General features: G+C 72.0%; 14 protein-coding genes, 1 tRNA gene and 1 pseudogene. 14 read left to right on the plus strand and 2 right to left on the minus strand.

The window, feature by feature from the left end:
* The first annotated feature begins 90 nt into the window (after window positions 1-90).
* The 8 genes from ABZ565_RS02560 (at window position 91) to ABZ565_RS02595 (ending at window position 14,354) form a co-directional block, all read left to right on the plus strand.
* Window positions 91-1,029 carry a MarR family transcriptional regulator gene (locus ABZ565_RS02560; protein WP_361019588.1) on the plus strand — a complete coding sequence of 313 codons (939 nt, stop codon included), beginning with the start codon at window positions 91-93 and terminating at the stop codon, window positions 1,027-1,029.
* A 71-nt stretch (window positions 1,030-1,100) separates the two neighbouring features.
* Window positions 1,101-1,553, plus strand: a complete 453-nt coding sequence (locus tag ABZ565_RS02565; RefSeq protein ID WP_361019591.1) for an ATP-binding protein — start codon at window positions 1,101-1,103, stop codon at window positions 1,551-1,553.
* Between the two features lie 83 nt (window positions 1,554-1,636).
* Window positions 1,637-2,905: a DUF262 domain-containing protein gene (locus tag ABZ565_RS02570; RefSeq protein ID WP_361019593.1), complete on the plus strand. Its 1,269-nt coding sequence runs from the start codon at window positions 1,637-1,639 to the stop codon at window positions 2,903-2,905.
* Window positions 2,902-4,086, plus strand: a complete 1,185-nt coding sequence (locus tag ABZ565_RS02575) for a DUF3696 domain-containing protein (protein WP_361019596.1) — start codon at window positions 2,902-2,904, stop codon at window positions 4,084-4,086. The genes ABZ565_RS02570 and ABZ565_RS02575 overlap by 4 nt, the downstream gene beginning before the upstream one ends.
* Before the next feature lie 52 nt (window positions 4,087-4,138).
* A complete protein-coding gene (locus ABZ565_RS02580) occupies window positions 4,139-5,083 on the plus strand; it encodes a hypothetical protein (RefSeq protein WP_361019599.1) in 945 nt (314 codons plus the stop codon).
* Window positions 5,084-5,170: 87 nt separating this feature from the next.
* Window positions 5,171-11,890: a DEAD/DEAH box helicase gene (locus ABZ565_RS02585; RefSeq protein WP_361019602.1), complete on the plus strand. Its 6,720-nt coding sequence runs from the start codon at window positions 5,171-5,173 to the stop codon at window positions 11,888-11,890.
* Window positions 11,887-14,169, plus strand: a complete 2,283-nt coding sequence (locus ABZ565_RS02590) for a UvrD-helicase domain-containing protein (RefSeq protein ID WP_361019605.1) — start codon at window positions 11,887-11,889, stop codon at window positions 14,167-14,169. Before ABZ565_RS02585 ends, ABZ565_RS02590 begins: the two co-directional genes overlap by 4 nt.
* Window positions 14,170-14,204: 35 nt before the next feature.
* Window positions 14,205-14,354 carry a hypothetical protein gene (locus ABZ565_RS02595; RefSeq protein ID WP_361020042.1) on the plus strand — a complete coding sequence of 50 codons (150 nt, stop codon included), beginning with the start codon at window positions 14,205-14,207 and terminating at the stop codon, window positions 14,352-14,354.
* 15 nt (window positions 14,355-14,369) lie between these two features.
* Here the strand turns inward: ABZ565_RS02595 and ABZ565_RS02600 are convergent.
* Window positions 14,370-14,948 (minus strand): annotated as a pseudogene (locus ABZ565_RS02600) (winged helix-turn-helix domain-containing protein); the annotation flags it as partial.
* A 104-nt stretch (window positions 14,949-15,052) separates the two neighbouring features.
* A tRNA-Arg gene (locus ABZ565_RS02605) sits at window positions 15,053-15,124 on the minus strand.
* Window positions 15,125-15,340: 216 nt separating this feature from the next.
* Between ABZ565_RS02605 and ABZ565_RS02610 the strand changes: the two genes are divergently transcribed.
* The 6 genes from ABZ565_RS02610 (at window position 15,341) to thrB (ending at window position 22,240) form a co-directional block, all read left to right on the plus strand.
* Complete coding sequence (locus tag ABZ565_RS02610) at window positions 15,341-15,754, plus strand: response regulator (RefSeq protein ID WP_361019608.1); 414 nt, start codon at window positions 15,341-15,343, stop codon at window positions 15,752-15,754.
* Window positions 15,755-15,809: 55 nt separating this feature from the next.
* Window positions 15,810-17,081 (plus strand): ArgS-related anticodon-binding protein NrtL, encoded by a 1,272-nt coding sequence (gene nrtL / locus ABZ565_RS02615; RefSeq protein ID WP_361019611.1) that lies wholly within the window; start codon window positions 15,810-15,812, stop codon window positions 17,079-17,081.
* 25 nt (window positions 17,082-17,106) lie between these two features.
* Entirely contained in the window at window positions 17,107-18,498 is a 1,392-nt protein-coding gene (lysA, locus tag ABZ565_RS02620; RefSeq protein ID WP_361019613.1) for a diaminopimelate decarboxylase, read from the plus strand.
* 125 nt (window positions 18,499-18,623) lie between these two features.
* Window positions 18,624-19,934: a homoserine dehydrogenase gene (locus ABZ565_RS02625; RefSeq protein WP_018102649.1), complete on the plus strand. Its 1,311-nt coding sequence runs from the start codon at window positions 18,624-18,626 to the stop codon at window positions 19,932-19,934.
* A gap of 6 nt (window positions 19,935-19,940) precedes the next feature.
* Complete coding sequence (thrC, locus tag ABZ565_RS02630; RefSeq protein ID WP_361019616.1) at window positions 19,941-21,011, plus strand: threonine synthase; 1,071 nt, start codon at window positions 19,941-19,943, stop codon at window positions 21,009-21,011.
* A 311-nt stretch (window positions 21,012-21,322) separates the two neighbouring features.
* Entirely contained in the window at window positions 21,323-22,240 is a 918-nt protein-coding gene (thrB, locus tag ABZ565_RS02635) for a homoserine kinase (protein ID WP_361019619.1), read from the plus strand.
* The last annotated feature ends 86 nt before the right edge of the window (window positions 22,241-22,326 follow it).

Consider the following 22,326-nt stretch of genomic DNA (forward strand, 5'->3'; position numbering starts at 1 on the left):
CGGTGCCCCCAACGAAACGACCCCGACGCGGTGTTACCAGCACCGGCCGGGGTCTGACCCAAGATCGAAACCCTAGAAAGAACCGATCTCATGGCTGCCCAGCACTTTAGTCCCGCCCTGCCCGTCTCCGCCGAAGGCCCCCGCGCGGCCCGCACCGGCTACGGCAAGCGCTCCGCGCCCGGTCAGGACTCGCCCCGCCCCGCAGACTTCGCCGGCTTGCCCGAGCGCGAGCGCTACGTCGCGGCGTACATCGACCGCCTGCCCGACGGGGCCGCGATGGACATCAAGTCGCTGGCCAAGGACCTGCCCCTGTACGGCCAGATGGCCATCGGCACCGCCCTGCGCGCGCTCGCCGTGGCCGGGCACCTGCGCCGGGTGCGCCGCCGGGTCGAAGGCGACGGCCCGTGCCGCTGGGTGACGTACACCTACTGGTCCCGGACCGCCCACGACAATGAGTGGTGGATCGCCGCGCTCTCCGGTACGACCGCCGCCCCGAAGGCCGAGCCGGTGGACGTACCCCCGCAGCGCACCGCCGAGCGCCCCGCCCCCGAGCCGCCCGCGCAGGTGGCCCCCGCCCCGGCCGCCGTCGCCGCGCCCTCCACCGCCTACCTCGCCCTCGCCGGTCTCGGCCGCCGCGAGCCCCGGCTGGCGCTCTCCGCCGCCGACTGCGCCGCCCTGGAACCGCTCGCCGCCGCCTGGCTCGCACGCGGCGTCGGCGCCGACCAGCTGGCCTCGGCGCTCACCGCCGGGCTTCCCGAGGACGTCACGTTCCCGCGCGGCCTGACGCGTCGCCGCCTGATCGACAAGATGCCGCCCGACCTACCGGACGCGCCCGAGCCCGGCCTCCCGGCTGACGGACTGAAAGTCGAGTGCGTCGAGTGCGGCCGCCCCGGTCCGGCGGACGCCCTCCCCGACGGCCTCTGCCGCCGCTGCCGCTCCCCGCACGGGAGGGCCGCGACGCCTCCGGACGTCACCGGTGACGTCCCGGCCCGCGTCGCCGGGCTCCGGGACCTGATGCGCACCCCCTGACCTCGTACGCTGCCCCGGAGTACGCGGGTCGACGCTGGTGCGCGCCGCGTACGCACCGCCAGATTGGGGGCATGACACCACAGCCCCTCGCGGTTGCCCCCCACGCTCCGGCCACCGCAAGCGTGTTCACCCAGCGCTTCAGCTCCACCCCGCGAGGCGCCCGCCTCGCCCGGCGCCTCGCCCTGCACCAGCTCGACGCCTGGGGCGTGCCGCACGGCAGCACGGCCTCCGACACCGCCGCCGTGCTGGTCGCCGAACTCGCCGCCAACGCCGTCACCCACGGCCGCGTCCCCGGCCGCGACTTCGAGCTGGTCGTCCGGCTCACCGGCCGGACCCTGCGCATCGAGGTCTCCGACGCCCGGGGTGAATGCCGCCCGTCCGCCGGGGACATGGCCGAACCCGCGCCACTCGCCGAGGAGGGCCGGGGGCTGCTCCTGGTGGCGGCCCTCGCCGACCGATGGGAGGTGCTGGACCGCGGCCCGGTGGGCAAGACGGTGGCGGCCGATCTGGGGCTGCCGCACTGAGGGCGCGGATACCCGGCGGTCGCCCCGGCCGACCCCTAGGCTGAGCCGAGCAAGGCATCGGGCTACGGAGGGCGACGAGCGGCATGGCAGAGGCCGAGGACCACGGAGGCGGCCGGAGCGCCGCCGCGAACCGTCCGTACGCCACGGCGGAGGACGTCGCCCAGCCGGACTCGCTGTTCCTGCCGCTGGCGCCCCGCCTCGAAATCGGGGCCGACGGGCGGCTGACCGGGGTCGAGCTGGAAGTCCCCGACGAGGAGGACCCGGGGGAGGGGGACGCCGACGGCCTCTCCGCCCCCTTCCGGCCGGACAGCATCCGTATCCACACCGAGACCACCATGGTGGACCTGCTGCTGGCCCGGCTCCGGGAAGGCATGATCGACCTCTCGCCGGACTTCCAGCGCAGGTCCGGGATCTGGAACGACCGCAGGCAGAGCCGGCTGATCGAGTCCCTGCTGCTCCGCATCCCGATCTCCAACTTCCACATGGCGCAGGGCGACGACGACGCGTGGGCCGTCGTGGACGGTGTCCAGCGGCTGACCGCCATCGCCCGGTTCATGGAGCCGGATCTCACCGACCTCGGCCCGCTGGCGCTCAAGGGCATGGACTACCTCAAGCAGCTCGACGGCAGCACGTACCAGGACCTCACCGGGCGGCTGAAGATCCGGCTGCGGGAGACCCAGCTCACCGTCCACGTCATGCAGCAGGGCACCCCGGAGGAGGTCAAGTACAACGTCTTCGCCCGGATCAACACCGGCGGTGTGCCGCTGAAGCCGCAGGAGTTGCGGCACGCACTGGTGAGCGGACCCGTCCGGACCTACCTCGCCGACCTCTCCAAGGATCCGGCCTTCGGCGAAGCCACCCGGTGGAGCGTGTCCGACGAACGGATGGCCGACCGCGAGATGGTGCTCCGCTTCCTCGCCTTCCGGATGAGCAACCCGGCCGAGCACACCGAGAAGGACTTCGACAAGTTCCTCATCGACGCCATGTACCGGATCAACATGCTCACCGACGAGCGCCGGGACCAGTACGTGCGGGAGTTCCGGAGGGCCATGCGCTGCGCGTACGAGCTGTTCGGCGAGCACGCCTTCCGCAAGTGGCGGGGCGAGGCGCGTAGCGCACCGGTCGTCAACAAGGCGCTCTTCGAGACGATCTCCGTCCATCTTGCGCTATTGGATGATCAGGAGCGGAGCCGGCTGGTAGCTTCGCGGGCGAAGGTGCACGACCGCTTCTTCGCGCTCATGGACGACTGGGACTTCGACCGTTCGATCTCCGTGAGCACCGGGGATCCGGGGCGGATCCGCACCCGATTCCAGGAAGTGGCACGACTGTTCCGAGGGGTGGCCGAACAGTGATCGACCGACTGACGCTGCACAACTACAAGGCGTTCCAGCACGCGGAGATCCCGCTCGGCCCGCTGACCCTGCTCACCGGGCTCAACTCCTCCGGCAAGAGCAGCGTCCTGCAATCCCTCGCGCTGCTCAGGCAGTCGCACGAGGCGGGCGACCTCGAAGCCGTCCCGCTCATGTCCGCCGCGCAGGCGGAAGGGATGCGCGGCGTCATCAACCAGGGCTTCCTGCTCAACGGCGAACTCGTCAGCCTCGGCACCGGGGAGGACGTCCTCCACGAGGACTTCACCGAGGACGAGCCCAGGATCGGCCTCGCCGTGGACGAAGGGCCGTACCACTACGGGTGGACCGCCGCTTACGAGGGCGAGCAGAACCTGCTGCCCCTGCTGGACGTGGAGCTGCCGCGCGACGCGGAGGGGGCCGCCACGCCCACCGGCCCGGAGGCCGTCACGCCCGCGTTCCTGACCGCGCCCTTCCAGTACCTGCACGCCGACCGCATCTCGCCCGCCGAGTTCTACCCGCGCGACCACCATGCCGCCGTCGGGCGAGGGTTCCTCGGCGTGCGCGGCGAGCACACCGTCAACTTCCTGCGCCACCACCGCGAGGACATCGTCCCGCCGGGCCCCCTGCGCCACCCCAAGGCCGCCTCCGATCGCCTCATCGACCAGGCCGCCGCCTGGATGGGCGACCTGTGCCCCGGAGTGGACATCCAGGCCGACGCCATCGAGGGCGCCGACGCCGTACGCCTGTCGTACGGCTTCCAGGGCACGCTCGGGGCCACCCGGCGGCGCCGCCCCAGCAACGTCGGCTTCGGGCTCACGTACGTCCTGCCCATCGTCGTCGCCTGCCTCAGCGCCCGCCCCGGCACGCTGATCCTCCTGGAGAACCCGGAGGCGCACCTGCATCCGCACGGGCAGACGCAGATGGCCACGCTCACCGCGTCGGCGGCGGCACAGGGCGCGCAGGTGATCATGGAATCGCACAGCGACCACGTGATCAACGGTGTGCGGCTCGCCGTCAAGCGGGGCCTGCTCGCGCCCGCGCAGGCGGTGTTCCACTACTTCCGGGGCGACGGCACCGGCGTCGAGATCGTCAGCCCGCACGTCGACGGCGACGGCATGCTCGACCAGTGGCCGACCGGATTCTTCGACGAGCTGGAGAACACACTCGACCAGCTCATCGGGTGACACGCCCGCCAGGGGGGCGGGGCAAGGCACACACCATCGCGGAGGGGGAGACGTGCCGCACCTATTTCTGAACGAGAAGTCCTGTGAGACGACGGCAGACCCGGACCGGGTCAATCGCGCCATGACGGAGCTGGTGCGGACCATCATCGCCGTCGCGCGGGTGGACAGACCGGGCACAGTGCTGGTGGCCCGTGACCCCGTGAACGCCCTGCGGCTGGCCGAGGACCACCCCATCGCCAAGTGGATCGGCACCCCAGGGGCCAAGGAGCTCTGGCAGCGGCTGCTGCTCATGCAGACCAAGTACCCGCATGAGGACGCCTACCCCGACGGGGAGACGTTCTCCGACGTCGCCTACAGCCACGACGGCGTACCCGTGACCGGACTCGGCGCGGCACATCTGATGGGCGGCGCCGGCGTCTCCCTGAAGCTGGACCCCCGTTGGGACACCGACCGCGTCACGCTCCAGCGGGAGGAACTCCTCGACGAGGAGGCGGACGGATCGGCGCTCTCCGAGGTCCACATCCCGCACGCCGCCACCCGCGAACACGTCGAGACACACCTGCCCTGGATCCGAGAAGAGGTCCAGGCCGCCCTCAAGAACGACCTGAGCGGCATCCGCACCGGGGCGGAGCTGTGGGAGCGGTGCCCCGACCTCTTCCCGAACCTGCGCTTCCTACCCCACGTCGAGGCCCAGATCCGTGAGTTGAAGCAGTACTGGGTTCACCCGGTCCGCAAACGGCTCGCCGAGATGGATCACGCGGTCGAGGTCTGGGACGCCGCGAGTGAACCCGAGGGGCCCCTGTGGGGCTCCACCGTGACCCCGGAGCACGGGGCGCGCAAGCGTGAGTACTGCCTGTTCACCGACCTCGACGGCACGGACCAGTACTTCGACACCCACCTGCGCTTCACGCCCGGCGCCGGGCGGCTGCATTTCCGGTTCCTGCAAGTCGACCGCAGGGCCCACGTCGCCCACATCGGCAACAAACTCGGCATCTGAGGCGGCCGGGGCCCGCCCGGACGCCCCGGCTAACGTAGGCCCTGACCGGCCGCTCGCCGGAACGATCCGCCCAAGGAGGAACCGCGCGTGCGTCCCACCCTCGCCGCCGAACAGGTACGGGCCAGCCTGAGCCAGTACCTCGCGACGACGTACGCGCTGGCCGACGAATCCACCCGCCGCGCCCTGGAGGGCTTCCTCGGCGACGCGGACGACGGCATCTTCCGCGGCCCGTACCTCCGTGTCCGCACCCCCTTCCGGACGGCCGAGGGCGACGACTGGAAGCGGCACCTGACCTGGCACCCCGAGCTCACCCCGTACCGCCACCAGGAACGGGCCTGGGAGCGGCTGTCCACCCTCCACGGGCCCGCACGGCCCACCCTCGTCACCACCGGGACCGGATCGGGCAAGACCGAATCGTTCCTCGTCCCGATCCTCGACCACTGCCTCCGCGAGCGCGAGGCCGGCCGCGAGGGCGTCAAGGCGATCCTGCTCTACCCCATGAACGCCCTCGCCACCGACCAGGCCCACCGGATCGGCAAGCGCCTCGACGACCCCAAGGACACCCGGCTGCGCGACGCCGGGGTGCACGCGGCGCTGTACATCGGCGACCGGCCGTCCCAGGAGTTCAAGCAGGCCAACCCCGCGATCACCGTCGACAGGGACGAGATCCGCCGCACCCGGCCCGACATCCTGATCACCAACTACAAGATGCTCGACCTGCTCCTCCAGCGCCCCGAGGACCGGCGGCTGTGGCAGGACTCGTCCCTCGCCTACGTCGTGCTCGACGAGTTCCACACCTACGACGGTGCCCAGGGCACAGACGTCGCCATGCTGCTGCGTCGGCTCGGGTCCGTCACCGGGCTCGCCGAACCCGGCCGGCCCCTGGGCCCGGTCTGCCCCGTCGCCACCTCCGCGACGCTCGGCGAGGACAGCCGGGGCGAGGCCGGCCGGCCCGGGATGCTGGAGGTCGCCGAACAGGTCTTCGGTGTCCCCTTCCCGCCGGACGCGGTCGTGGGGGAGGACCGCAGGGCCACCAGGGACTTCACCGGCGAGAGCGACTTCTCCCTGCCGTTCCCGCCTCCCCAGGAGGTCGACTCCTACGGAGACCCCACCCGGGACCCGGGTGCGATGGACCGCCTCATCGCCGCATTCACCAACTTGAGCGCACCCACCCCCGAGGAACTCGGGGACGTCCTGCGGCGGCACCGGCTCACCTCCGCGGTCCTGGACATCCTGGACGGCACCCCCAAGACCCTCGCCGAGATCACCGAGGTGCTGCCCCGGTACGCCTACCACTGGGGCATGGCCGTACAGCAGCAGCCGGGCCTCGCCGCCCGCGCCCTCGCCCGCTACCTGGCCCTCCTGTCGTACGCTCGCGACCCGAAGCAGCCCGGGCGGCCCCTGCTCTCCATCGAGATCCACCACTGGGTGCGCTCGGTCTCCCGCGTTCTGCGCGGCATCAGCGCCGCCCGCGCCGAATTCCGCTGGGACGACGAACGGGTCACCTCCGGCGGCGCGCTCATCCGCTCGGGCCGGACCTCCGACGCCCGGCCGTCACCGTACGACGGAGAGGGCCCTGCCGAACCGCGCGCCGAGGGGCACGCCGTCCCGGCCGACGACAGCGCACCGCCGCCCGCCCAGGTGTTCCTGCCCGCCGTGTTCTGCCGCGAATGCGGACGCTCGGGCTGGGCCGCGTACTCGCCGGAGGTCGACCCCACCCAGCTCGACCTCAACGCGACGAAGATCCGCCGGGCCTCCGTCGGCCGAGACAAGCGCCGGGTACGCAACATGATCGCGGCGACCCCCCGCGAGGTACAGGAAGCCGCCTTCGCCGCGGGGGCGGACCGCAGGCGCGGCGGGCCCTCCGTCATGGTCCTGGAAGGCACCGAGGGCCGACTGCGCCCCCTGGCCCCCGAAGCCGACTTCAGCGCACCCGAGGAGGGCGGGGGACCGCGCCGGCCACTGCCACTGCAGAACGCCGCCTTCGTCCACGCCGACCTCGACGGCGACCGGGCGGCCGAACGCGACCAGTGCCCGGCCTGCCGCACCTTCAACTCCATCCGCTACCTCGGCACCGGACTCGCCGCACTCGCCGCCGCAGCCGTCACCCAGCTCTTCACCGGCGGCGAACTGGACAAGAACCTGGGCGAGGACAAGACCCTCCTCTTCAACGACTCCGTCCAGGACGCTGCCCACCGCGCCGGATACGTCGCCAGCCGCTCGTACACGTTCTCCCTGCGCTCCCTGCTCGCCAGCCGCATCCGCGAGGACGAGCCCGTCGCCCTCAACGACCTCGCCGCCGATCTCATCGCGGACGTCGTCGACAGCAAGGCCGTCCAGGCCGCTGTCATCCCCCCGGACCTCCACCTCGTCCGTGGCGTGGACACCCTGCTCTCCGGGCGCAGCCGCGGTTCCCAGGCCACCTGGCAGCTGATCGCGCAGCGCCTCGCGTTCGCCACCGTCATGGAGTTCGGCTTGCGCTCCCGGCAGGGGCGCACCCTGGAACTGACCCGTACGGTCGCCGCGGACGTGCCCCTCCAGGACCCCGACGCCGTGGCGGACCTCGTACGGGAGATCCTGCTCACCACCCCCGGCGAGGTCGCCCTCCCCGACGGCTCGGCACCCGGCCCCGACCAGTACACCGGCTTCGTCCGGGGACTGCTGGAGCGCATGCGCATCCGGGGCGCCATCCGGCACGCCTGGCTCGATCCGTGGCTGAAGGAGGCCGGCGTGCGCCGGTGGGCGATCTGGGGCGGGCGCGCGCCGGGGATGCCCGCGTTCCCCCGAGGGGTCTCCGCCCCGGCCTTCGTACTCGGTGCGCCCAAGCAGGGCAGCGAGGACTTCGACGTCCTCACCGGTCGCCTCGGCTGGTACCAGGACTGGGCCGTACGCGCGCTCGGGCTGCGACCCGAGGCGGCGGGGGTCTTCCTGAGCCGGCTGCTCCCCGCACTCACCGAAGCGGGCGTGGTGTCCGCACGCACGGCCGACGACGGCGCCACCCGCGTATATGGACTCCAGCCGGGACACATCCAGGTGCGCGCCCTCGCCGACGAAGCGCTTCCCGACGCCACCGCGCACTGCCCCAGGTGCTTCTGGGAGCAGACCATCCACCCCGACCTCGCGGACCACTGGCATGGGCAGCCGTGCCCCCGCTACCGGTGCGGCGGCACCCTGGGCACCGGACGCGACCTGGACAGCGGACTGCGCCAGCGGGACTTCGCCGACGACTTCTACCGCCGCATGTACCGCGAGGCCGGCGTCTTCACCATCAACACCGCCGAGCACACCGGCACCCTCAGCCGCGCGAAGCGCGAGGCCGTGGAGAAGGCGTTCCGCGACGGCACCCGCGTCCACTACGCCAATCCGCAGGTGCTGTCCTGCACCCCCACCCTGGAACTGGGCATCGACATCGGCGACCTGTCGGCCGTCGTGCTCGCCTCGCTGCCCAAGGGGCCGGCCAACTACATCCAGCGCGTGGGCCGCGCCGGGCGCTCCACCGGCAACGCCTACCTGCTCACCATGGTCGACCGCGGCCCTCGCGACCGCTACTACCTGGAAGACCCCCGGCTCATGATCGCCGGGGACGTCCTGCCACCCGGCTGCTACCTGTCCGCCGTCGAGATCCTCCGCCGTCAGTACCTGGCCCACCTGCTCGACCTCGCGGGCGGAGGCAGGCTGAACGCCCCTGACGGGACGCCCCTGCGTCCTATGCCGGGACGAGCCGCAGAACTCTTCGGAACCTCGGCGTGGCAGGCCGAGTTCGCCGAAGCCGCGCTGGCCGACGGCGAACGGCTCGTACACCGGTTCCTCGAACTCTTCCCCCCGTACGACGAGAGCCGGGGTACCGGAGTCAGCCCCCAGGCCCGCGCCGCCCTCGTCACCTACGCGACCGATCCCGGCGAAGCCGGGCTGGGCGCCGCCCTCGACGCCGCGCGCCGCCGCTGGGAGGACCGCCGCGCCGACCTCCAGCGCCGGACCGAGGCGATCGACCGCGCCCACGGACTGCTCGTCGCCGGAGACCCCGACCACGAGCGGCAGGGACGCGAACTGCGCGCCGAGCGGCGCGACGTGGCGCGTGTGTCCCGCGAGATCAGCCGCACCACCGCCCACGGGGCCCTCGTCGATCTCGGCCTTCTCCCCAACTACAGCCTGATCGACTCGACCACCGAGCTGGAAGCCACGCTCACCTGGACGGAGAAGGACGCCGACGACACCCGCAAGAGCCACAGCAAGACCCTGCGCCACAGCCGCCCCGCCCGCCTCGCCCTCTCCGAGTTCGCCCCCGGCAACCACTACTACGTCCAGGGATACAAACACCGCGTCACCGGGCTGGACATCGGCACCCCGGGACGGCCGGCGTGGCTCTGGTGGCGCGTCTGCCCGGACTGCGGCCACGTCCGCACCCATCGCGCCGAGCAGGACGCCTCGCCGTGCCCGCGCTGCCGCTCCGCGGCCATCGGCGACATCGGCTGCCTGCACAAGGTCCTCGTACCGCGCCGCGTCACCTCCCGCGACGAACGCGACGACGTCCGCGTACGCGACGACAGCGACGAGCGCGAGCGACGGCACTACACCGTCGTCCCGGCCGTGGACATCGACGGACAGGACATCGAGCAGGCATGGAAGCACGAACACGCCACCTTCGGCTGGGAATTCACCCGACACGCCCGGATCCGGCACTTCAACGTCGGCGCGACCCGGGTGGACGGCGGCACCGACACGGCCTTCGCCGGACACGAGGTCCGCCTGAACCCGTTCTGGGTCTGCGACGCTTGCGGCTTCGCGGACCCGGACGGCGGACCCGTGGCCCACGACACACATGTCGCCCCGGACCGGTACCACCGGCCCTGGTGCCCCCGACGACGCGCGGAGGCCGATACCGCACGGCGGGGGGAGCGGGTGCTGCTGGCCCACGAACTGCGCACCGACGCCCTGCGTATCCTCATCCCCGCCGTCACCGCCCACACCGCGGAACGGCTCGCCTCCTTCAAGGCGCTGCTCCTGGCCGGAATCGCCCGCAGTTATGGCGGGGACCCGGACCATCTCGCGGTCGTCACCGACTCCGTGCCCGAGGAGGGCGAGGGCGCGCTGCGCCGCCACTACCTCGTCCTGTACGACACGCTGCCCGGGGGCACCGGATACCTCCACCGCCTCGCGGGCCAGGACGGTCTGCGAGGCGTCCTGCACGACGCCCGCCAGGTGATCGAGACCTGTGTGTGCGTGGGCCAGGGAAGGACCGCCTGCCACCGCTGCCTGCTCCGCCACGTCACCGACGGCGAGTACGAGCTGGTGAGCCGCGAGCACGCCCTCGACATGCTCGGCGAGCTGTTCGGCCGCACGGCGGACCACTGGAGCGCCGAGCCGGTGGCCACCACCCGGGACATCACCCTGGTCCACCAGGTGGAGAGCGAGCTGGAGGCCCTGTTCCGGCGCGGGCTGCTGGAGTGGGCCGACCGGGTGGACGACGTCAGTGTCCGCACGGCGCTCACCGCCGACGGCACCAGGGACACCACCCTGCGCTTCACCGCACCGGACGGGACCGTCCGCGGCTGGCAGATGGAGACCCAGACACCGCTCGGCTTCACCCGTCCCGACGTCGTCTTCCGCAGCACGAACGACGACCGCAGGGTGGCCGTCTACCTCGACGGCTACCGTTACCACGCGAGCCCCGACAACCTCACGGCCGAGGACGACGCGGCCAAACGCACCAGGCTGCGCGCCGAGGGCTGGCAGGTCTTCCAGCTCACCTGGGACGATGTACAGGCATGGACCGGGCGCACCGCGCCACAGGCCGACCCGGTGTGGAAGCCTTATCCGAACACCGCGCAGAAGACCGCCATGGACGTCCACCGGCGGATGCACGCCGGGGACACCCGCGACCTGACCCGCCTGGTGTGGGCCAACCCGGTCGAGACGCTGATCGGCTACCTCACCGATCCGGCCCCGGGTGCGTGGCGGCTCCGCGTCCAGAGCGCCCTCGCGGGCTTCGCGGCCGTCTCGGCGACCAGCAGGGCCCTGGCCGACGGCCCGGAAACCGGACGCCGCGTCAGCGAGGCGCTGCACGGGCGACGGCTCTCGGGCGGTCAGGGAGCCGTGCAGGTCATGGCTACCAGGGACGCCTCGGGGTGCCCGCTCACCATCGCGCTCGACCTGCGCAAGGGACAGAGCGGTGCGGCCTGGACCGGGCTGGCCGTCCTGGACGACAGCCCCGGAACGGTCGCAGGCGACGAGGCGGCCCATCGCAGGCGCTGGCAGGCATGGCTGTACTGGAGCAACCTGCTCCAGTTTCTCGACTCGGGCGAGGGCGACGGGGTCCAACTCACCACGTCCATGCTGCCCGGATTCGATCCGGCCGAACTTGCGGTCACCGGCGGGGGCGGCTGGCTCACCTCGCAGCCACGGGTGGACTCGGCGGACGGCCGAGCGCCGTCGGCGGAGGCGGTGTCCGGTCGTGACCCCGCCTGGGACAAGGTCATCGACCTCCTCGTGGACGACCCGGGCCTGGAGGTCCTCGCCGGTGCGCTGGCCGACCGCGGCGTCCCCGTCCCCGTTGCCGGCCACGAGCTGGGGACGGACGCCTGGTCCGCCGAACTCGCCTGGCCCGACCGCCGGGTGGGCGTCGTCCTCGCCCACCACCCGGATCCCGGCAGCGGCCTGGACCTCGAGGCCGAACGACGGGACGAGGCTTACCGGGACGCGGGTTGGCAGGTCCGTACGGCGCCCGACTGGGACGCCGACGAACTCGCCGCGCTGGTGAGTGGCGTCGCGAACGGAAATACGAACGACCAAGGAGAGAATCAGCGATGACGGTCACCAGTACGCCGCGGACGGGCGTGACCCTGCGCCTGCTGGACAAGGCGGACAAGGAGATCGTCAAACTCGACCGCGCGGTGCTCGGCGCGTTCTACAAGTTCCAGCACGACTTCCGTCGCAACCCGGACGCCGGCGGCCTCGACCTCAAGCCGCTGGAAGGGCACGACCGTCTCTGGTCGGCGCGCGTGAACCGGGAATGGCGCGCGTTGATGATCCGCCTCGGGGGCGATGACTGGCTCCTCGTCTCGGTCAAACACCGAAGCCACGTACACAAGAACCTGGACCGGTTCAACTACGGCATCAACCACATCACGGGCGCCATCGAGTACGTCGACCTCCAGGTCGTCGAGGAAAGCTTGCTGCGCCGCGGTCCGAGGCCGCCGGCCGCTGCCGCGCCCGAGGCGGTGCAGCCCCCGCCCTCCGTCTCCCCGTCGACCACTCCCGAGACACCGCTCTTCGCCGCGTACACGGATCAGCAGCTTGCGGACCTCGGCGTCACCACACCCCTCATCCCGATCGTCCGGAAGCTCACCACGGACGACGAACTGCTCGGTCTCGCCGAATACGCGCCCCGCCACACCGGGGAAGTGCTCCTGCGGCTGCGCGACGGCCTGTCCTTCGACATGGTGATGGAGCAGGTGACCGCTCCTGTCGCGGTGCCCGAACCCGAGCGGAACCTCGACTCCGAAGACTGGCAGGCGGCTGTCGACCGCTCCCAGGCTGTCGTGATCACCGACGACGAGTCTTTGCAGAGCATCCTGGAGGAGGGTGATTTCGGCCGCTGGAAGGTCTTTCTCCACCCGACCCAGGAAAAGCTGGTCCACCGGAGGTTCTCCGGCCCCGCGAAGGTCGGAGGCGGCCCCGGGACGGGCAAGACCATCGTCGCTCTCCACCGGGTCTGCCATCTGGTGAGCAGACTCGCCCCGGGCCACACCAAGCCGGTCCTGCTCACCACGTTCAACCGGAACCTCGCCGCCGACCTGCGAGCCCGGCTGCTATCCCTCGGCGGCCCCGATGTTCTGGCACGCGTCGACATCGCCCACGTCGACCAACTCGCGACCCGCATCGTCAGCGAGGCCGACCCGGGCAACGCCAAGCGCCGGGTCGACGACACGACGGCCCTCCGCGAGTGGCGGGAGCTGCTGGTGGAGACCGGGGAAACCCGCTGGAACGCCGAATTCCTCAGTGACGAGTGGAACCAGGTCATCCTGGGCCAGGCCGTCGCCTCCCGCAGCGACTACTTCACCGTCCGCCGGGCGGGGCGGGGCCGCAGCGTCACCCGCGCCGAACGCGCGGGCATCTGGCAATTGGCCGAACGCTTCACCCAGCGGCTGGAGACCAAGGGCCTGGAGACCCACCGGCAGGTGGCGGAACGGGCCGCCAAGCTGGAGATGGCTCGCAAGGCGCGCATCGACCAGCGCGCGGAGGAGCAGGCGGAACGGGGCGGCCTGCGCAACCTCCACGTCGAGGCCGGCTCCGGCGCCTGGTTGCGCTACCGGTACCGCCACATCGTGGTCGATGAAGCGCAGGACCTCAGCGCCGCCCACTGGAAGATGCTGCGGGCCATGGTTCCGGCCGAGCCCGACGACATCTTCCTCGTCGGCGACACCCACCAGCGCATCTACGACAACCAGGTCACACTCGGCAGTCTGGGCGTCCACATCCGCGGCCGGTCGTCACGGCTGACCCTCAGCTACCGCACCACGCGGGAAATTCTCCAAGGCGCCATGCAGGTTCTGGAAGGCGCCGCCTACGACGACCTCGATGGTGGCGCCGACACGCTGGCCGGCTACCGCTCGGTTTTGCACGGCACGGCACCCTCCTTGCGTGGGGCGCGGAGCTGGGACGAGGAAATGGACCTCGTCGTGGAGCAGCTCCGGGCCTGGCACGACGTGCCCCGGGAAGCCACGGCGATCTGTGTCCCGACCAACGGCATGGTTTCCCAGCTCGCGGACCGTCTCGCCAGAAACGGCATCACCCCCTCGGAAATCACCCAGGACGGACCGCGCGGCGACCGAGGCGTCAACATCGGCACCATGTACCGCTTCAAAGGACTGGAATACCGCTGCCTGATCATCGCCGGAGCGGCCGAGGGACTTGTCCCCCGGCCTTCCGTCGACGAGTGGGTGCGCACGGATCCGAGCCGCCACGAGCGGGAGCTGCACCGTGCCCGGTCGCTGCTCTTCGTCGCGGCGACTCGTGCCCGAGACGCGCTCGCCATCACCTGGCACGGTGAACCGAGCAGGTTCCTGGCACCGCTCCTGCCCAAGTAGGAGGGAGGCCCGCCGGCTCAGCCATGCTGAGCCCTGTGGTACTCGAGATACTGGGGCTCGACCTGATGTCCGGGACGCTTCGCGAGCTGCCCTATGCGCCTTCCCGTATGCCGTTCGATGACGACGAGAGCGTCCGTGACAAGCAGCGCTCCGAGATCGAACAGCACATGGTGATTGGGGCATAGGCACAGCACGTTCGACGTCACGTCAGGTCCTCCGTGCGGGCGGCCCAATGGCCTTATGTGGGCGGCTTCCGCGTAGGTTCCTGTTGGTGTGGAGAGCTGAGTGCCACATATCTGGCACGTGTCTTCGTGTATGCGCTTCACGTGCTCCGCGACTGCGGTGATGCGCACGGTCCGGTGATGGCGGACCTCAACGCGTGCCGGAGACTGATTGCCGTCCGGGTGCCGTGGCGCAGCGCTCCGCTCCCGCGTCGCCGTCGGCTGCGGGGGAGCGGCTGGGATGCCCCGCTGCTGTTTGTACGCGGCCGACCCGGTTTCCGTCAGTGTCCATATCCCCCGGGACTCCCGGGCGGGCACGAGCAGGCCCTCGCGTTCCATCGCCTTCCGCTCGAACCTGGTCCTATTGTGCCACTTGGGCTCACCATCGCGTTCGGTCCCTTCCCGGTCACCGGGCGTCAGGTGAGAGCCGTAGCGCTGTTCCATTTCCCGAAGGGCCTGAGCTGTCGGCACACTGCCGCCCAGTTCGCCCAGCGTCATTAACAGCCACTGGCGGAGGACTTGCTGCTGGGTCAGTTGGGGGGCCAAATCTGATGTCATGGCAAGAGAGTAGAGGCGAGCAGCACGTCAGACCTCCGGGCATACGCAAAGACCCCGACCTCAGCGTTTCCGCTGACGGCGGGGTCTTTGGCACCTTCGTGAGGTGCCCCCGGCAGGATTCGAACCTGCGCACCCGGCTCCGGAGGCCGATGCTCTATCCCCTGAGCTACGGGGGCGTATCGCTGTGCTGCTCTGCGACGGGTGAAACACTACCAGCTCCGACGGGGTGCCCGTGAACAGGTATTCCGCGTCATCGCGTGAGAGCACGCGCCCCCTCGTACGCACATCCGGCCATCCCCGGCGGTCCCCCTCCGGGGGCGGAAGTGGGCAAAACCCGGACGCAGCCCCTCCGCCGCCCCTACTCTCGAAGGGTGTCTGGGGCATGCGGCCGCGTGCTTGTTGTCGACGACAACAAGGTCATCCGGCAGTTGATCAGGGTCAATCTCGAGCTGGAGGGCTTCGAGGTCGTGACCGCGGGCGATGGTGTCGAGTGTCTGGATCTCGTGCACCGGGTCCGCCCCGACGTGATCACGCTCGATGTCGTCATGCCCCGGCTCGATGGCCTCCAGACCGCCGCCCGGCTGCGGTCCGACCCGCGCACCGGGCACCTGCCGCTCGCGATCGTCAGCGCCTGCACGCCGTACGAGGTGGACCACGGGGTCGCCGCCGGGGTGGACGCGTTCCTCGCCAAGCCGTTCGAGCCGGGCGAGCTGGTGATGCTCGTGCACCGGCTCGTCGAGCGCGGCCGGTCGTCGGTGCCGGCCGGTGGGCCGGGTGCCGGGCGGGCGGAGAGCGCCGCCGGCTGACCGCATGGCGAAACCGGTTCGCGAAGGGCCCCCCTCCCTCCCATACGCTTGTCCCGTGACCCCCGTCGATCTCTCCACGACCGTGCTGCACGCCGTGCGCCGCGCGGTCCGCGAGGACGCCCTGCGCGCGCCCGTGCCCGCGCGCGTACGGGTGGAGAGGACCCGGCCCGGCGGGCGCGGCGACTACGCCAGCGCCGTCGCGCTCCAGCTCGCCGGACCCGCCGGGCTCGGCGCCCGCGAGGTCGCCGAGATCCTGCGCGACCGGCTCGCCGGAGCCCCCGGAGTCGCCGGCGTCGAGATCACCGGACCCGGCTTCCTCAACTTCACGCTCGACGCCGCCACCGGCGCCGCCGCCCACCGCGACCTCGTCCACCGGGTGCGGGAGCAGGGGGAGCGGTACGGGTACGGGGACGCCCTCGCCGGACAGCGGACGCACCTCGTCCACGCCCGCGAGGTCCGCGCCGCCGTCACCGCCGACGCCGTCCGCCGCCTCCTGCGCGCGCAGGGCGCCGACGTACGCGTCAGCTGCGCGGGGGAGCCGGACCCGGACTGGGCGCGGCTCGGGGTGAGCACGGAGGCGTACGGGATGCCGCAGGCGCAGACACCCGACGCCTGCGGCGAGGGCGCTCCCCGGCGGGCGCCCGGTGCCTACGGCGAGCCGTCCGCGGACGGCGCTGCCGAGGGCGCTCACCGGCAGGTGCCCGGTGCCTACGGCGAACCGCCCGCCCCCGTACGCCCCGTCCCCGCAGGGGACACCGCCGCCGCGCTCCTCACCCGGCTCGGCCCGGACGCCGCCCGCTGGGGCCTCCTCCGCGCCGCCGGGCACGACCGGGCCCCCCTCGGACCCGAGCTCATCGCGCAGACCGAGGCCAACAGCCTCTTCCGTGTCCGCTACGCCCACGCCCGCGCCCGCGCGGTGCTCCGGGGCGCGGCCCGGCTCGGCGTCACCGTCGCCGGCCCCGGCGAGGACATCGACGCCGCCGGGGCCGCCGCGGGGCCCAGCCGGGAGATCGAAGCGACCGGGTCCGCCGCGGGGCCGCGTATCGACGCAGCTGAGGCGTCCACCGCCCTGCTCACGCTGCTGGACGCGCACCCCGCCGTACTCGCGGCAGCGGCCCGGCACCGCGCCCCCGACCGGCTCGCCCGGCACCTCGACGCGGTCGCCGCCGCCTTCTTCGACTTCCACGACGCCGCCCCGCCGCTCCCCGTCGGGGACGAGAAACCCTCGGCCGCCCACCGCTCCCGGACGGCCGTCGCCGAAGCCGCCGGGACGGTGCTGGCCGGCGGCCTGTCCCTGCTCGGCGTCAGCGCGCCCGAACACCTCTGAGCACCCGAGAGAGCAGAGCCACACCATGAGCCGATCCGCACACCCCGCCGGACCCCGCCACGCCGACGTCATGTCCGACGGCCACTACCTCGCCCCCGCCGACGACCTCAACGTCCTCGACGAGAAGGTGTGGTCCCGCACCGTCACCCGCGACGAGCACGGCGCCCTGACCGTCGGCGGGCTCACGGTCTCCCGCCTCGCCGAGGAGTTCGGCACCCCCGCCTACTTCCTGGACGAGACCGACTTCCGGGCCCGCTGCCGCGCCTGGTCCGACGCCTTCGGGCCCGGGGCCGACGTCTTCTACGCCGGCAAGGCGTTCCTCTCCCGGGCGGTCGTGCGCTGGCTCAAGGAGGAGGGGCTCAACCTCGACGTCTGCTCGGGCGGCGAGCTGGCCACCGCGCTCGACGCCGGGATGCCCGCCGAGCGCATCGCCTTCCACGGCAACAACAAGACCGTCGAGGAGATCGAGCGCGCCGTCGCGGCCGGCGTCGGGCGCATCGTCCTCGACTCCTTCCAGGAGATCGTCCGCGTCGCGCACATCGCGCAGGGCCTCGGCAAGCGCCAGCGCGTCCAGATCCGCGTGACGGTCGGCGTCGAGGCCCACACCCACGAGTTCATCGCCACCGCCCACGAGGACCAGAAGTTCGGCATCGCGCTGGCCGGCGGACAGGCCGCCGAGGCCGTGCGCCGCGCGCTCACCCTGGACGGGCTCGAACTCGTCGGCATTCACTCCCACATCGGCTCCCAGATCTTCGACATGGCCGGCTTCGAGGTCTCCGCCCGCCGCGTCGTGCAGCTGCTCGCCGAGGTGCGCGACGAGCACGGCGTCGAACTGCCCGAGATCGACCTCGGCGGCGGTCTCGGCATCGCGTACACCTCCGAGGACGACCCGCGCGAACCGCACGAGATCGCCAAGTCGCTCGGCGACATCGTGACCCGCGAGTGCGAGGCCGCCGGGCTCGCCACCCCGCGCATCTCCGTCGAGCCCGGCCGCGCCATCGTCGGCCCGACCGCCTTCACGCTGTACGAGGTCGGCACGGTCAAGCCGCTGGAGGGCCTGCGCACCTACGTGAGCGTCGACGGCGGCATGTCGGACAACATCCGCACCGCGCTGTACGACGCCGAGTACAGCGTCGCGCTCGCCTCGCGGACCTCGGACGCCGAACCGATGCTCGTCCGGGTCGTCGGCAAGCACTGCGAGAGCGGCGACATCGTGGTCAAGGACGCCTACCTGCCGTCCGACCTGGCCCCCGGCGACCTGATCGCCGTGCCCGCCACCGGCGCGTACTGCCGGTCCATGGCGAGCAACTACAACCACGCCCTGCGCCCGCCGGTCGTCGCCGTGCGGGACGGGGAGGCGCGGGTCATCGTCCGGCGCGAGACGGAGGAAGATCTCCTGCGTCTCGATGTCGGCTGATGCCGGATTTCCGGGGGCGTACCACACTGTCCCCGTAAACATCTCAGGATCCGGACGGGTGGCGGGAACACCCGTCCGGTGAGTGAGACTGGTCCGTACTACAGGTGTAAAGGAAACGAGGTCGGATGATGCGTACGCGTCCGCTGAAGGTGGCGCTGCTGGGCTGTGGTGTGGTCGGCTCAGAGGTGGCGCGCATCATGACGACGCACGCCGACGACCTCGCCGCGCGCATCGGCGCCCCGGTGGAGCTCGCCGGTGTCGCCGTCCGCCGGCCCTCCAAGGTGCGCGAGGGCATCGACCCCGCCCTGATCACCACGGACGCGACGGCCCTGGTCAAACGCGGCGACATCGACGTCGTCATCGAGGTCATCGGCGGCATCGAGCCCGCCCGCACGCTGATCAGGACCGCCTTCGAGCACGGCGCGAGCGTCGTCTCCGCCAACAAGGCCCTGCTCGCCGAGGACGGCGCCGCCCTGCACGCCGCCGCCGAGCAGCACGGCCGGGACCTCTACTACGAGGCCGCCGTGGCCGGTGCCATCCCGCTGGTCCGGCCGCTGCGCGAGTCCCTGGCCGGCGACAAGGTCAACCGGGTGCTCGGCATCGTCAACGGCACCACCAACTTCATCCTCGACAAGATGGACACCAGCGGCGCCGGATACTCCGAAGCGCTGGACGAGGCCACCGCCCTCGGATACGCGGAGGCCGACCCCACCGCCGATGTGGAGGGCTTCGACGCCGCCGCGAAGGCCGCGATCCTCGCCGGGATCGCCTTCCACACCCGGGTCCGCATCGGCGACGTGCACCGCGAGGGCATCACCGAGGTCACCGCCGCCGACATCGCGTCCGCCCGCCGCATGGGCTGCACCGTCAAGCTCCTCGCCATCTGCGAGCGCGCCGCCGACGGGGCCTCGGTGACGGCCCGCGTGCACCCCGCGATGATCCCGCTGAGCCACCCGCTCGCCTCGGTGCGCGAGGCGTACAACGCGGTGTTCGTGGAGGCCGAGGCGGCCGGACAGCTGATGTTCTACGGCCCCGGCGCGGGCGGGGCGCCCACCGCGTCCGCGGTCCTCGGCGACCTCGTGGCCGTCTGCCGCAACAAGCTCAACGAGGCCCCCGGGCCCGGCGAGTCCGCGTACACGCGCCTGCCGGTGAGCCCCATGGGCGACGTCGTCACGCGGTACCACATCAGCCTCGACGTGGCCGACAAGCCGGGCGTGCTCGCCCAGGTCGCGACGGTCTTCGCCGACCAGGGCGTATCCATCGATACGGTCCGCCAGCAGAGCCGGCCGGACAGTCAGGAAACCGACGGCGAGGCATCTCTCGTCGTCGTCACCCACCGCGCGCCCGACGCCGCCCTCTCCGGGACCGTCGAGGCGCTGCGCAAGCTCGACACCGTGCGCGGTGTCGCCAGCATCATGCGTGTTGAAGGGGAGTAAGGACCCATGACCACCAAGGGCACCCACCAGTGGCGCGGCATCATCGAGGAGTACCGGGACCGTCTCCCGGTCACGAGCACGACGCCGGTCGTCACGCTCCGTGAGGGCGGTACGCCGCTCGTCCCCGCTCAGGTCCTCTCCGAGCGCACGGGCTGCGAGGTGCACCTCAAGGTCGAGGGCGCCAACCCCACCGGGTCCTTCAAGGACCGCGGCATGACCATGGCCATCACCCGGGCCAAGGAGGAGGGCGCGCAGGCCGTCATCTGCGCCTCCACCGGCAACACCTCCGCCTCGGCCGCGGCCTACGCGGTCCGGGCCGGCATGGTGTGCGCGGTCCTCGTGCCGCAGGGTAAGATCGCGCTCGGCAAGATGGGCCAGGCGCTCGTGCACGGCGCCAAGATCCTCCAGGTCGACGGAAACTTCGACGACTGCCTGACGCTGGCCCGCTCGCTCTCGGACAACTACCCGGTCGCGCTGGTCAATTCGGTCAACCCGGTCCGTATCGAGGGCCAGAAGACCGCCGCGTTCGAGATCGTCGACGCGCTCGGCGACGCCCCGGACATCCACGTCCTCCCGGTCGGCAACGCGGGCAACATCACCGCGTACTGGAAGGGCTACACCGAGTACGCCGGGGACGGCATGTCGACGCACAAGCCGCGCATGTGGGGCTTCCAGGCGTCCGGCTCCGCGCCCATCGTGCGCGGCGAGGTCGTCAAGGACCCGTCGACCATCGCCACCGCGATCCGGATCGGCAACCCGGCATCCTGGAACTACGCGCTGGCCGCGCGGGACGAGTCGGGCGGCTTCATCGATGAGGTCACGGACCGTCAGATCCTGTCCGCCTACCGGCTGTTGGCCTCCCTGGAGGGTGTCTTCGTGGAGCCCGCCTCGGCCGCCTCCGTCGCCGGACTGCTCAAGGCCGCCGAGGAGGGCAAGGTCGACCCCGGCCAGCGCATCGTCTGCACGGTGACCGGGAACGGCCTCAAGGACCCCGACTGGGCCGTCGCGGGCGCCCCGCAGCCCGTCACCGTCCCGGTCGACGCGGCCGCCGCCGCCGAGAAGCTGGGCCTGGCGTAACCACGTAACGCGACGCCTTCCCCGGTCCGGTCCGGACGACGGCCCGGGGGAGGCGCCCGCGCACGCGACCACTCGTCGGAAAAGGCGTCCTACCGGCCCTTTTCCGCGACCAGAGCGCACCGCGGGCGTGCGACACGCATCGTGCGCCTCCTGTGCGCCCTATGTCGCCACAGAACCTTCCTTCGATAAGCTGTCCCCAACCCGCCCCGCCACATCTGCCGGGGTGCCCCGGGCCGTTGCGGCTCCCCCGAAGAATCCCCGCCCGCAGCCCCCGGAACCCCCGCCGCCTCACAAGGAGAGTCGTCACAGCGATGGCCGGTCCCGCCTTCCGAGCCGCCGCCGTCCGGGTGCGCGTCCCCGCGACCAGCGCCAACCTGGGCCCCGGTTTCGACACCCTCGGCCTGTCGCTCGGCCTGTACGACGACGTCGTCGTCCGCGTCGCCGACTCCGGACTGCACATCGACATCGCCGGTGAGGGCGCGGACACCCTGCCCCGCGACGAGAAGCACCTGCTCGTACGGTCCCTGCGCACCGCCTTCGACCTGCTCGGCGGACAGCCCCGCGGCCTGGAGATCGTCTGCGCCAACCGCATCCCGCACGGACGCGGCCTCGGCTCCTCCTCCGCCGCCATCTGCGCCGGAATCGTCGCCGCCCGCGCCGTGACGACCGGCGGCGACGCCCGGCTGGACGACGCCGCCCTGCTGGAGCTCGCCACCGAGATCGAGGGCCACCCCGACAACGTCGCGGCCTGCCTGCTCGGCGGATTCACGCTCGCCTGGATGGACGGCGCCTCCGCCCGCGCGATCAGGATGGACCCCGCTGACTCCATCGTTCCGGTGGTCTTCGTCCCCGGCAAGCCGGTGCTCACCGAGACCGCCCGCGGCCTCCTGCCGCGCACCGTGCCGCACGTCGACGCCGCGTTCAACGCCGGCCGTGCCGCCCTCCTCGTCGAGGCCCTGACCAGGCGCCCCGAGCTGCTGCTCACGGCCACCGAGGACCGGCTGCACCAGGACTACCGCGCGCCCGCCATGGCCGAGAGCGTCGAACTCGTGGCCCGGCTGCGCGCCGAGGGCGTCCCCGCGGTCATCTCCGGTGCGGGACCGACGGTGCTGGCCCTGGCCGGGGACGGTGACGCCGACAAGGTCGCCCGACTGGCGGGTGAGGGCTGGGCGGCCAACCGGCTCGCTCTCGACGCGCAGGGCGCCGGCGTCCTGCCGCTGGCCGCGTAGCCCGCGGGGCCGCTGGCCGAGAAGTGATTGCCGGTGAGTGAGAGGGGGAATGTTTGTTGGAGCCGGTAGTGTTAACCTCAAGTCTG

The organism is Streptomyces sp. NPDC016469 (assembly GCF_040632905.1).
Taxonomy (GTDB): Bacteria; Actinomycetota; Actinomycetes; order Streptomycetales; family Streptomycetaceae; genus Streptomyces.